Origin of the sequence: Agrobacterium larrymoorei (assembly GCF_037722385.1) — a bacterium.
In the GTDB taxonomy this organism is placed as follows: Bacteria; Pseudomonadota; Alphaproteobacteria; order Rhizobiales; family Rhizobiaceae; genus Agrobacterium; species Agrobacterium larrymoorei_C.
The window spans coordinates 397,680-410,189 of the sequence record NZ_JBBKAQ010000001.1 but is presented as its reverse complement, the minus strand read 5'-3'; the positions used below and the strand labels follow the sequence as shown (position 1 = coordinate 410,189).

Annotated in this window: 12 protein-coding genes; 5 read left to right on the top strand and 7 right to left on the bottom strand. The window is 57.5% G+C overall.

Going from position 1 to position 12,510, the window contains the following annotated elements:
• Window positions 1-12: 12 nt before the first annotated feature.
• The gene (purL, locus tag WKI41_RS01820) at window positions 13-2,247 is read left to right on the top strand and encodes a phosphoribosylformylglycinamidine synthase subunit PurL (protein WP_340191824.1); all 2,235 of its coding nucleotides are present in this window, start codon (window positions 13-15) and stop codon (window positions 2,245-2,247) included.
• 19 nt (window positions 2,248-2,266) lie between these two features.
• A complete protein-coding gene (locus tag WKI41_RS01815) occupies window positions 2,267-2,500 on the top strand; it encodes a BolA family protein (RefSeq protein ID WP_003516012.1) in 234 nt (77 codons plus the stop codon).
• Window positions 2,501-2,571: 71 nt separating this feature from the next.
• Here the strand turns inward: WKI41_RS01815 and WKI41_RS01810 are convergent, their stop codons facing one another.
• Window positions 2,572-3,726: a hypothetical protein gene (locus tag WKI41_RS01810; RefSeq protein ID WP_340191823.1), complete on the bottom strand. Its 1,155-nt coding sequence runs from the start codon at window positions 3,724-3,726 to the stop codon at window positions 2,572-2,574.
• A 156-nt stretch (window positions 3,727-3,882) separates the two neighbouring features.
• Between WKI41_RS01810 and WKI41_RS01805 the strand changes: the two genes are divergently transcribed.
• On the top strand, window positions 3,883-4,146 hold the full coding sequence (locus WKI41_RS01805; protein WP_340191822.1) for a hypothetical protein: 264 nt from the start codon (window positions 3,883-3,885) through the stop codon (window positions 4,144-4,146).
• Between the two features lie 15 nt (window positions 4,147-4,161).
• On the opposite strand, the gene WKI41_RS01800 is transcribed toward WKI41_RS01805, so the two are convergent.
• Complete coding sequence (locus WKI41_RS01800) at window positions 4,162-4,878, bottom strand: polysaccharide deacetylase family protein (RefSeq protein ID WP_340191821.1); 717 nt, start codon at window positions 4,876-4,878, stop codon at window positions 4,162-4,164.
• 187 nt (window positions 4,879-5,065) lie between these two features.
• Here WKI41_RS01800 and grxD point away from each other — a divergent pair, with 187 nt between their 5' ends.
• Window positions 5,066-5,401: a Grx4 family monothiol glutaredoxin gene (gene grxD, locus WKI41_RS01795; protein WP_340191820.1), complete on the top strand. Its 336-nt coding sequence runs from the start codon at window positions 5,066-5,068 to the stop codon at window positions 5,399-5,401.
• A gap of 137 nt (window positions 5,402-5,538) precedes the next feature.
• Window positions 5,539-6,747: a Bcr/CflA family efflux MFS transporter gene (locus tag WKI41_RS01790; RefSeq protein ID WP_340192294.1), complete on the top strand. Its 1,209-nt coding sequence runs from the start codon at window positions 5,539-5,541 to the stop codon at window positions 6,745-6,747.
• Window positions 6,748-6,819: 72 nt separating this feature from the next.
• On the opposite strand, the gene WKI41_RS01785 is transcribed toward WKI41_RS01790, so the two are convergent.
• From WKI41_RS01785 to WKI41_RS01765, 5 genes are all read right to left on the bottom strand, one after another.
• Complete coding sequence (locus WKI41_RS01785; protein WP_340191819.1) at window positions 6,820-7,644, bottom strand: inositol monophosphatase family protein; 825 nt, start codon at window positions 7,642-7,644, stop codon at window positions 6,820-6,822.
• Between the two features lie 24 nt (window positions 7,645-7,668).
• Entirely contained in the window at window positions 7,669-8,496 is an 828-nt protein-coding gene (locus WKI41_RS01780; RefSeq protein ID WP_340191818.1) for an inositol monophosphatase family protein, read from the bottom strand.
• Between the two features lie 44 nt (window positions 8,497-8,540).
• Window positions 8,541-9,419: a tRNA 2-thiocytidine(32) synthetase TtcA gene (gene ttcA, locus WKI41_RS01775; RefSeq protein ID WP_340192293.1), complete on the bottom strand. Its 879-nt coding sequence runs from the start codon at window positions 9,417-9,419 to the stop codon at window positions 8,541-8,543.
• 68 nt (window positions 9,420-9,487) lie between these two features.
• Window positions 9,488-10,417 (bottom strand): glutaminase, encoded by a 930-nt coding sequence (locus tag WKI41_RS01770; protein WP_340191817.1) that lies wholly within the window; start codon window positions 10,415-10,417, stop codon window positions 9,488-9,490.
• Window positions 10,418-10,477: 60 nt separating this feature from the next.
• A complete protein-coding gene (locus WKI41_RS01765; protein ID WP_425340979.1) occupies window positions 10,478-12,346 on the bottom strand; it encodes a L,D-transpeptidase family protein in 1,869 nt (622 codons plus the stop codon).
• Window positions 12,347-12,510: the final 164 nt, after the last annotated feature.

The window sequence follows — 12,510 nt, the reverse complement described above, 5'->3', positions numbered from 1 at the left end:
CCCGTGAGACCTATGACACTTCCAAATCATATTCAGATCACCCCGGAACTCGTTGCATCCCACGGGCTGAAGCCCGATGAATATCAGCGCATTCTCGACCTGATCGGACGCGAGCCGACCTTCACCGAACTTGGCATCTTTTCGGCCATGTGGAATGAGCACTGCTCCTACAAGTCGTCGAAGAAGTGGCTGAAGACGCTGCCGACCAAAGGTCCGCGCGTCATCCAGGGGCCGGGCGAGAATGCTGGCGTGGTGGACATCGACGATGGCGACTGCGTCGTCTTCAAAATGGAGAGCCACAACCACCCGTCCTATATCGAGCCCTACCAGGGTGCGGCGACCGGCGTCGGCGGCATTCTGCGTGACGTCTTCACCATGGGTGCGCGTCCGATTGCTGCCATGAATGCGCTGCGTTTCGGCGCTCCCGATCATCCAAAGACGCGCCACCTCGTGGCCGGCGTCGTTGCCGGTGTTGGCGGTTACGGCAATTCCTTCGGTGTCCCGACAGTTGGCGGCGAAGTCGAATTCGATGCGCGCTACAATGGCAATATTCTCGTCAACGCGTTTGCGGCGGGTCTGGCGAAGTCCGATGCCATCTTCCTGTCAGAAGCTAAGGGCGTTGGCCTTCCTGTGGTCTATCTGGGCGCCAAGACCGGCCGTGATGGCGTCGGTGGTGCAACCATGGCCTCGGCTGAATTTGACGAGTCCATCGAAGAGAAGCGCCCGACCGTTCAGGTTGGCGACCCCTTTACCGAAAAGTGCCTGCTAGAAGCCTGCCTGGAACTGATGAAGACGGGCGCTGTCATCGCCATTCAGGACATGGGTGCCGCCGGTCTCACCTGCTCGGCCGTCGAAATGGGCGCAAAGGGCGATCTTGGCATTGAGCTGAACCTCGATCAGGTTCCGGTGCGCGAAGAGCGGATGACCGCCTATGAGATGATGCTGTCCGAAAGCCAGGAGCGTATGCTCATGGTTCTGGAGCCCTCCAAGGAAGAAGTTGCCAAAGCGATCTTCGTCAAGTGGGGCCTGGATTTCGCCATCGTCGGCAAGACCACCGACGATCTGCGCTTCCGCGTTCTTCACAATGGCGAGGAAGTCGCCAATCTGCCGATCAAGGAACTGGGCGATCAGGCACCAGAATATGACCGCCCATGGACACCAGCACGAGTTTCGGCTCCGCTCGCTGAAAACGACGTTCCGGAAACCGACATTGCTGACGCGCTGGTGAAGCTCGTCGGCTCTGCCAACAATTCGTCGCGCCGCTGGGTTTACGAACAATACGACACGCTGATCCAGGGCAACTCGCTGCAGATGCCAGGCGGCGACGCAGGCGTTGTGCGCGTCGAGGGCCATGAGACCAAGGCGCTTGCCTTCTCCTCCGACGTCACTCCGCGCTACGTGGAGGCCGACGCCTTTGAGGGCGGCAAGCAGGCCGTGGCCGAGTGCTGGCGCAACATCACCGCCACCGGCGCACTGCCATTGGCGGCAACCGACAACCTGAACTTCGGCAATCCCGAAAAGCCGGAGATCATGAGCCAGTTGGTTCATGCCATCAAGGGCATCGGCGAGGCCTGCAAGGTTCTGGAATTCCCGATCGTGTCGGGTAACGTCTCGCTCTACAACGAGACCAATGGTCAGGCTATCCTCCCGACCCCGACCATCGGCGGCGTGGGCCTGTTGAAGGACTGGTCCAAGATGGCGCGTATTCGCTTTGCTGCAGCTGACGACGTTATCCTGCTCGCTGGCGCGCCTGAGGGACTTGGGACCCATATCGCCCAGTCTGTTTATATGCGTGACATCCACGGCCGCATCGATGGCCCTGCCCCGCATGTCGACCTGGAGAACGAAAAGAAGACCGGCGATTTCGTCCGCACTATCATCACGCAAGGCCTGACGAGCGCGGTTCACGATTGTTCATCGGGTGGCCTAGCGCTCGCCGTTGCAGAAATGGCGATCGCATCCGGCATTGGGGCGACGATCGATGCGGTCTCCGGCAACAACCCGATCCTGGCTTTCTATGGTGAAGATCAGGGCCGTTATGTGCTGACCGTCAAGCAGTCCGATCTCGAAACCGTCAAGGCGCAGGCTGCTTCGGCGGGCGTGTCGCTCGCTGTTATTGGCAAGACCGGTGGCTCCTCAGTAAAGCTGGGTACGGCGCGCGCGGTCGAGATTAAAGAATTGCGCAATGCCCATGAATCGTGGTTCCCTCAGTTCATGGACGGCGAGACACTCGTCGCAGCAGAATAAGAATTGAGGAGTAGACACCATGCCCATGAAGCCCGGCGACATTGAAGACATGATTAAAGCTGGAATTCCCGGAGCAAAGGTCACCATCCGCGATCTCGCCGGTGACGGCGATCACTACGCGGCTGAAGTCGTGGCAGACGCCTTCAAGGGCAAGACACGCGTGCAGCAGCACCAGATGGTCTATGATGCGCTGAAAGGCAATATGGGCGGCGTTCTGCACGCTTTGGCGCTACAGACCTCCGCGCCCGAGTAAGCCGCTTTCGTTCAGCAACAAAAGGCCCGCGTGATGCTCATCACGCGGGCCTTTTTGTTACGGCATTGCGTTTACTGAAACGCCGGCGGCGGCACGTCGGACTTCAAGCCGACAAAGGACGCAGCCGGCAGCGGACCGGCGGTCAGTAGGGTAAAATCAAAGCCGGACTTGCGATCCGACCCCAGCACGTATTGACGATGCATGCGCAGGAAATTCAGCTTGTTCTTGCGGTAGCGCTCACCCGAAAGCGAATGCTTGAACTTGATGCGCACGATCTTCGGCTGCGTGGCATCCGCATGTCCGGTCAGATGCGCTGTATTGCATTTGTAAAGATGGATGGGATCGGACAGACACTGGATATCGAACCACGTGACCTCTGCATGGCGCGCGAGCGTCTCGATACTCTTACGCAGGCGTGCGGCTTTGGCAATGAAGGCGCATTGAAGTGCGGCACCGCCTAAGGTGACGAAAGAGACGTTGCGTCCATCAAACGCATCCGGTTTCAATTCGAGCACACGACCAACCACCGCCAGCGCCAGGCTGGCACCCATGCTGTGCGATACGAAAAGCACCTCGTCCGAGGATGTTTGCAGAGCGAGCAAAACCTTCTTCGCCTTGCTCTCGATCCAGGCGCGTGCGACCGGCTCGTCGCGCCCCACCATCAGCGCAAACCGCCAATCGGCAAAGAGATGCAAGGTATGAAACCGTTCGGAAAAGGGGATAACGCCCTTGTAGAAAAACAGCCATGCCACCGGAACGCTCAGAAGACAGAGGAACGGCGAGATATGCAGCATCAGAGGTGACACGGCAATCAACGCTGCTAGGACGAGACCCGTTATGATCAGGAGATAAGGAAAGAGGAAAAACAAGCCAAAGCGCCAGGCATGGCGAAAGTATCGAAAGGCTGCGCCGCTGGTAATGATCTCGGCCCCGGCTTTGAAGCCGAGCAGGATTTGCTTCCAGATGGGAGGCGCTCTTAAGTCCGAAATGATGCTGTTATGGTCATGAACAAAGATGGTGCTTTTCGTCTCCTGGCCAGCAGAGATCGAGACCACCTCCATCCGACTTCCAGCTTCCACCTGCTCGATCGGGCTTACGGTGTAGTCAAGCCCGAAGGTATTGCCCGATTGAGCAGCACTGCGCTCATAGCGGCGGTGATGGGCGGCAGCATCCAGAGGATCGAAGCCAGGAAAATAGAACACGAGACGTGAGGAAACAGACGCCATGTAACCGAGCCTAAGGGGTTCAAAACCTGAAGGTTGCGAAGAGCCCAAAAGGATCGCTTGATACAATGGGTGTCGCCCATATAGTAAACTCCGTGGCTTAATTATGTTTTATATCATATGCGGCCGAGTGGATTTTGTTTCTGAGCGGAGAAGACCTTGTCGAAAATCGTTGATCAGATCATCGGGAGTGTCGTGAAAGGTGCCATGTCGGAGATCCTGTCGAAGACGGGTATTCGCAAGACTCGGCGCGCGCGCGGCAAGGCAAAAGCTGGAACGTCCCTCGGCGGCGGCATTCTTGGTGGTATTCTCGAGGCGGCACTCGGCGAGAAGCCAGCGCGAAAGACCAAGCGAACGCCCGCAAAGAAGCAGGTTAGCAAGCGTAGGACCGCCGCTACTCGCAGCAAGCAGCGCACACGATAGGAAGCAACGCGGCCTTTAGGTCTGCTGATGCTTCATCAGTTCCGACACCGTCACGAACTGGAACCCACGCTCCCGCAGCCCGTCGATGATCTTGGGTAGGGCCTGACGAGACGCTTCGCGGCTTCGATACATGACATGCAGCAGAATGATCGAGCCATTCTTGGCATTCTGGATCACATACTCGGCAATTGCATCGGCATCCTCGGCAATGTCTGGATAGGATTCCGGCTCCACATCCCAGGTGATCGAAGTCCTTCCGGTCTGCGACAAATACCAAGGCAAGGTCAAAAGCTTCTTGCCGTAAGGCGGCCGGAAATAGATCTCGCCCTGATAACCTGCCGCACGAATGGCACGATCAGTACGCTCGATTTCCTCTTTTATCTTTGCAAGACCCATCAGGCTCATATTGGAGTGAGAAAAGGAGTGGTTGGCGATCTGGTGTCCACGCCGAACGATATCGGCCGCAAGCGCCGGCGTTTCCTCCATCTCTCGGCCTGTAAGGAAAAATGTCGCCTTGACGTTCTTCTCATCCAGCAGGTTCAAGACGTCGCGCGTATATCGAAGCGTCGGACCATCATCCAGAGTGAGAGCCACGAGGGGCTCGCTGGTCTCCACCCGCGGAACGATCGTTCCAAAGAGCTGATAGCCACGTGCCTTGCTCAAGTGGAACAGGCCAAAGACCATGAGCAGGATCACCGCAATTGCGATAATCCAGACACCAAATCTGCGCATGTCGAGCCTCGACGTCGGTTCAGTAGAGCATCACGGCACCACACCTTCGAGGCGCCATGATGACTGTTTGTTCCAATTCCGACGGCGTTTCGTTTTTTCGCCTTTGCGACTGGAAATAACGACATTCCATGTTATTTAAGAACGAACGAAGCAGCGGCCTTGACCCGCATGTGAAAGGAATTCAGCCATGAGCGGCATTCACGACCTGATCGACAACGAAGTGAAGAGCAACGACATCGTTCTTTTCATGAAGGGCACGCCCCAGTTTCCGCAGTGTGGTTTCTCCGGGCAGGTGGTCCAGATCCTCGATTATCTCGGTGTGGACTATAAGGGCGTCAACGTCCTGGCTGATGCTGACATTCGTCAGGGCATCAAGGACTACTCCAACTGGCCGACGATCCCCCAGCTTTACGTCAAGGGTGAATTCATCGGCGGCTGCGACATCGTAAGAGAGATGTTCCAGTCCGGCGAACTTCAAAGCCAATTCCAAGAACAGGGTATCAGCGTCCGCGGCGCGGCCTGATTTCGGCCGGTTCATCCGGCCCACCCTGATTGTCAGAAAACTATGCCAGGCGTTGCGTCATGCAACGCCTTTGCCGTTCTTTTTGAGGCAATCCTGTGACACATCCACCACAAACGACCGCTTCGCCCGCAGGCACCATGGGGCGCACGGAATTCATTGGGCTGGCCGCCATGCTGATGGCGCTCAATGCTCTTGCCATCGACATTATGCTGCCGGGCCTGCAGGAGATTGGTGCCTCGCTCGGCGTCGATAACGAGAACCATCGCCAATATGTCGTCTCGGCTTACCTGCTCGGCTTCGGCATCGCCCAGCTCTTCTACGGCCCGCTCGCGGATCGCTTTGGTCGCCGCAAGCCGATGCTGCTCGGCCTCGGCATCTATATCCTCTCGTCCATCGCCGTGATCTTTGTGCCGAGCTTTGCCGGCCTTCTGGCGCTGCGTTTCATCCAGGGCATCGGCTCGGCCGCGACACGCGTCATCACCGTCTCTATCGTTCGCGATATCTATGGGGGGCGTCAGATGGCTGAAGTCATGTCGCTGATCATGATGGTGTTCATGGTTGTTCCGGTCATCGCACCGGGAACAGGCCAGATCGTCCTGTTCTTCGGCGACTGGCACCTGATCTTCGGTTTCATGGCAGCGATCGCCGCTATTGTGACGGTCTGGATGTATACACGACTTCCTGAAACGCTACGTCCGGAAGACGTGCGTCCGCTGACGGTTTCATCCGTGCTGGCGGGCTTCAAGATCGTTCTGACCAACCGGGTGGCGCTCTGTTACACGATTGCCAGCATGATCATCTTCGGCGCGCTGTTCGGCTTCATCAACTCCGCTGAACAGGTCTATAAAGGTATCTACGATCTCGGCGCCTGGTTTGCCGCCGCCTTTGCTGCCGTCGCATTGTTCATGTCGCTGTCGTCCTTCCTGAATTCGAAGCTGGTCGGGCGCTTTGGCATGCGCAAGCTGTCGCATGGTTCGCTGCTGGGCTTCATCGCCATCAATTTCGTCTGGTTGATGATGATGATCTTCGGTCCCCACCCGTTGCCCTTCGCGCTGTTTATCGTGATGTTCGGTCTCTCGATGTTCCAGTTCGGTCTCATCGGCTCGAACTTCAACTCACTGGCCATGGAGCCTCTCGGTCATGTTGCCGGAACGGCATCGTCCGTCATCGGCTTTCTTGGCACAGTGGGCGGTTCGCTAATCGGCGCCGGCATCGGTCAGGCTTTCAATGGAACGGCACTACCGATGGTCAGCGGTTTCTTCATCGTCTCTATCGTCGGTCTCGTCTTTGTTTTGATCGGCGAAAAGGGCAAGTTGTTTCAGGCTCACAACAAGCCAACGCACTGAATTGAAATTGCAAAGAAAAAGGGCGCGGTTGCCACAGCAGCCGCGCCCTTCTTCGTGCTATCGTTCAGCCGGTCACACCGTGAAGATCTTCTCGCGCAGCAAAGTCCACGTCTCCTTGTCAGGGGCCAGCAGCAAGCCGCCGCTCACGTGATTTGGCAGATAAGGAGATCCGTCGAAACGGGCCGCGTAGGCGCCTGCCTCTTGCGAGATCAGCGTGCCTGCCAAGTGATCCCAAGGCATCAACTTGTTGTACATCAGGAAGTGCATGTGCCCGCCGCAGAAGATGCGGTATTCGTGCGCTGCGCAACGATAACTGGTGAAAAGCCGCACATCGGCGAGATTGTTCAAGAGGCGACGGCGGGTCTCGACCTCAAAGTAGCCGGTATTGGCTATACCGACCATCTGCGAAAGATCAGGAGCCGGAACCACTTGCAACTGCGCCTGGGAGCCATCCGCGCTGCAAAGCCAGGCACCGGATCCCTTCTCCGCAATCACCCAGTCGTTTCCCATAGGATCGAAGATGATGCCCGCAACCGTCTCGCCCTTGGAGACGACGCTCAGCATCACACCGAACAGCGGCAATCCGGCAGCGAAGTTATAGGTGCCGTCGATTGGATCGACGACCACCGCGAGGTCCGCATCACCGAGCTTCTCAAGCAGCGATGGGTCTGCTGCGACCGCCTCCTCACCAACGAAAAGAGCATCCGGTATGAACTCGGCGACACGTGTGCGGATCAACCTTTCCGCTGCCTCGTCAGCCTCGGTCACCAGATCAATTGCCTCGGTTTTAACCCGTACGTCACCCTCGCCGAGATTGCGAAACCGCGGCAAAATTTCCACCGCCGCTGCCTCTTGTAGGGCATTGGCGAGCGAGGCGATGTCAAGTTCCACGGACATGGGAGGTTCCTTTACATGTTCAGATCAAAGACCGAGAATTTCCCGGCGCAGCATCTTCCAGCTTTCCTTGTCAGGCGCGGAGAGAATGCTACCCTCGGTGTCTCCCGGGCGGTAAGGGGTGCCATCGAGCTTTGCCGTGTAGCCGCCCGCTTCCTGATGGGTTAGCACGCCTGCCAAATGGTCCCAAGGCATAAGCTTCTCATGACCGATGAAATGCAGCTTACCGGTCGCGACCAGCCAATATTCATGCGCCGAGCAATTCAAAGACAGCGCCATCTTCGTCTTTGCCATATTGGCCGCAATCATCGGGCGGCGGTCGGGATGGCTGTGCCCCCATGAGAAAATGCCGACCATGTCCGCGAGACTAGCTGGCGCGGCCACTTGCAATTTCGCTTCGCTGCCATTGCGGCGCTTCAGCACGGCGCCAGCGCCTCTGACCGAGACGACGCTGTCGCCCATCACCGGATCATGGATGATGCCTGCGACCGTTTCTCCTTTGATGGTCACGGCAAGCAGTGTTCCGAAGGCAGGAAAACCTGAGGCAAAGTTAAACGTGCCGTCGACCGGATCGATCACGAAGGCAAGCGGCGCATCGCGCAGCGCCGGGATGACAGAGCGGTCGGCATCATAAGCTTCCTCGCCAACGACATGCGCGGTCGGAAAACGCTGCAACAACGCTGCCGTGATGCGCTTTTCAGCAAGAAGGTCCGCTTCTGTGACCAGATCGACAGCCGATGTCTTCTCGGAAATTGCAGATGCGCTGAGATTGCGAAAGCGCGGCATGATTTCGTTGGTACCAGCGTCGGCGACGGTCGCAACGAGGAAATCGATATCGGAATCGGAAAATGTCATGAAAATCAATCTGAGTTGGTGAGGAATGCGCCTCCCCTATTCCTCTAGGATGACGGATCAGTGACAGTCAGACCTGAAAAATCGAAGAGCTTTGTATCCAGCAAGTGCGACGGATTGACGTGAGCGAGTGCCCGCAACATGACGTCCTTGCGGCCCGGCATGCGCCGCTCGATGTCGGCCAGCATGTCCTTCATCGCGTTTCTCTGCAGACCGTCCTGAGAGCCGCAAAGATCGCAAGGAATGATGGGAAACTCCATTGCCGCAGCAAATTTGGCAAGATCATCCTCGGCGCAATAGGCAAGCGGGCGCAGCACCATCAGGTCGCCTTCATCGTTCATCAGCTTCGCCGGCATGCCCGCAAGCCGTCCGCCGTGGAAGAAATTCATGAAGAAGGTCTCCAGAATGTCTTCGCGGTGATGACCGAGCAGCAGCGCGTCGCAGCCCTCTTCGCGCGCTATGCGATAGAGATTGCCGCGGCGCAAACGCGAACAGAGAGAGCAGTAGGTTGCGCCCTCTGGCACCTTTTCCTTCACGATCGAATAGGTATCGCGGTATTCGATGCGATGCGGCATGCCGATCTTCGTCAAATAGTCCGGCAGGATGTGTTTGGGAAAGTTCGGTTGGCCCTGGTCGAGATTGCAGGCAATCAGTTCGACCGGCAATAGACCGCGCCATTTGAGGTCAAGCAGGAGCGCCAGAAGCCCATAGCTGTCCTTGCCCCCGGAAAGACCGACCAGCCAGCGCTTTTGTCCATTCAACATGCCGAAATCATCGAAGGCTTGCCGCACGTGTCGCAACAGGCGCTTGCGCAGCTTATTGAAAGAGACCGAGCGCGGCGCATCGGCAAAGAGCGGATGCGAACCGCCAGCCTCTTCGACCTCACCGGCGTCCTGAATGTCATCGATCTGTGCGGCAATGGTCATGGTCATCTCGCTGTCTCACCCGCTTGAACGCGGTTAACGACAGGCAATGCCCTCATATAAGCGCAAGATCAAGCCCCGAATACCGACCAGCCCATGCGGTTTGCCAGCAGTTCGAGCGCGTCGGAACCGAGAGCGGAATTGCCGACCTTGTTGAGGCCCGGCGACCAGACGGCGATCGAGGCCTTTCCAGGTGCCACCGCCAGAATGCCACCGCCAACGCCGCTCTTGCCGGGAAGACCGACGTGATAGGCGAAGTCGCCCGAGCCATCATAGTGGCCACAGGTCAGCATCAGCGCGTTGATACGGCGCGCTCGGCGATCCGAAACCACAGTATGTCCCGTCAGTGGATTGCGTCCCCGATTGGCGAGAAAGAGCCCTGCCCGCGCCAATTGAACGCAGTTCATCGATAGCGCGCACTGGTGAAAATAGACGCCCAGCGTATGGTCGACAGGATGATGAATATTGCCGAAGCTGCGCATGAAGTTCGCGAGCGCGAAATTGCGAAAACCGGTCGCCTGCTCTGACTTGGCAACGGTGTTGTCGATCGAAATCGTATCGTCATTGGCGAGATAACGCACGAAACGCAGTAACTCGCCAATGGCCTCTCGCGGTTGGTGTCCGGCGAGAACCATGTCGGTTACGACGATTGCACCAGCATTAACGAAGGGGTTGCGCGGGATACCGTGTTCATGCTCGAGCTGAACGATGGAGTTGAAGGATGAGCCGGAAGGCTCGCGCCCGACACGCTTCCAGACGGATTCTCCGGCCTTGCCGAGCGCAAGCGTCAGCATAAAGACCTTGGAAATGCTCTGGATCGAGAAAGGGACGACAGCATCGCCCGCGACGAATGTTTCGCCCTCGACCGTGGTGACAGCGATACCGAACTGTTTGGGATCGATCTTGGCGAGCTCGGGAATATAATCCGCCACCTTCCCCTCGCCGAGCCGGTTTTTGATCTCTTCATAGATGGAATCGATGACCGTCTGAATATTCTGCATGCCCTGCCCCGATACAGAAAAAGCGCCCAGAGGGCGCTTTTGCCAGATGTTTCAACCGCCTTAGATGGAGGTTGAGCGCGCCTTTGTGGTGGTGGCAAACGCCTTCATCACATAGCTGTCGCGATCATAAACGTCGTCGAAATACTGCACCCTGCCGTCCTTGTCTGGCCATGCGGTGAAGTAGGAGACATAGACCGGAATCTTCACCGGCACAGACACTGCGCGGTTTTCACCAGCAGCAATCTGCTTGTTGACGTTGTCGATCGTGGTGCCGAGAACGGCCGCTGCCATGCGACGCGGATCGACAAGGCGGATGCAGCCATGGCTCAGCGCCCGCATATCGCGGTTGAAGAAGCTCTTCGATGGCGTGTCGTGCATGTAGATTGCGTGGCTGTTCGGGAAGAGGATCTTCAGATCGCCCAGTGCATTGTCGCTGCTCGGCGGCTGGCGAACCGAGATTGCATTGGTCGAGCCATACCAGTTGACGCTCGACGACGACACCGCACGGCCATTGACCGAGACTTCATAGCCGAGGCGATCGAGGTAGGACGGATCGTTTCGAAGCTTCGGCAGCATTTCATTGACAATGATGGACTGCGGAACACCCCAGTAAGGGTTGAATTCCACGGTCTGGATTTCATCCTGAAAGAAGTAAGTCTGGTTGGTCTTCGAGCCGACGACAACCTTCATGCCGAACTGCTCTTTGCCCTGGTCATGGTAGTACGCCATGAAAGCCGGCTGGTTGATGAAGACGTAACGGTCGCCGAGATCGGCCGGAAGCCAGCGAACCTGTTCCATGGCCACTTCGAGCTTGGCGATCTTCGCCTCGTTGCTGTCACCCGTCATCGCGCGGACCGTCGCACGACCGATCACGCCATCAGCCTTGAGACCGTTTTCGCTCTGGAAGGCTTTGACCAGATCAACCAATTCGGGCGTGTATTGCGTCGTCTGCTGATAGGCCGTCAGCGCTGATGCATGCTGGGACTTCAGAGTTTCGGACGAGCGATGCTTGATCGCCCCCACTACATTGGCGAGTTCAGCGTTATCCTCGCCCGGCTTCAGTACTAGGTCGGAACGGACAGCGATCTTGCTTTCGCCGGACTTGTCCTCGTCGCGGAGCTTGACCAGTTCCGCCTTCAGCGCCTGATATTCAGGGTTGGAAGGCTCACGGGACTTCAGGTATGCCGTCACATCCGGGCTCAGCGCCGCGAGTTTTAGAACTGGCGGCAGGTTTACCGTCTTGCGCTTGAAATCGTGATAGCCGGAGAGCTTGTTCGGATCGACGCGGCCACGCGTGGTATCCTGGACATAGCCGAGAACCTTCGCCGACAATGCCAGTTCAAACTGCATCATTGCGCGGTTCACTGGTTTGACCTCGGCCTCCGTGGCGCTGACCGTTTGAACTTCCGCCTGAGGCTCTTCGGCGATGCTCGCCGTTACATCGGAAGACGGAGCCGAGATGCTGTAATCGGCTGGCTCGAGGCCGCTATCGCCTACCGTTTCGAAGAATGCGAGAACGGCAGAAGCGCGCTCGTTAATATCGCCATTGGAAACCCAGATCGGCTTGGCACCGCCCGAGTAATAGGTCTCAAGCGCTTTTGCGATCTCAGGTGTTGCCGAGACTTTCACGCCAGCAAAATCCGGACCGAACTTCGAGGTATCGACCGCGCGCGTACCATCCGCCTTGTAGGTGTAATAGCGCGGACCGGAAATACGTGGTGTGGGCTCGGGATCGATGTCGCGGCCGGCAGGCGCACTTTGCTGGACGACGCCCGGAAGGCCACGATCCTGGCGTTCGCGCTCGATCTTACCGGGACCGCCACGAAGCAGATCCATGAGGGTGATGGCGCTGGCTGGGGCGGGAATGCCCGCAGAAACGGAAACACCGAGAGCCAGTATGAACGCCGCCGATTTTTTTCCTGAAGTGATCTGCAATTTAGTCCTCATTGCGTCCAGCGCCGTGATCCATCGAAGCGCGCGTAAAAACATTGTCTGTCTAGCCGATTGGCCTTCGCTTGAAAAGAAAACGCGCGAAGTCCGATGTCGTGCCAGAATCGTCCTGCCGTGCGTCAAAAAATCTCCGGCAATCTTCT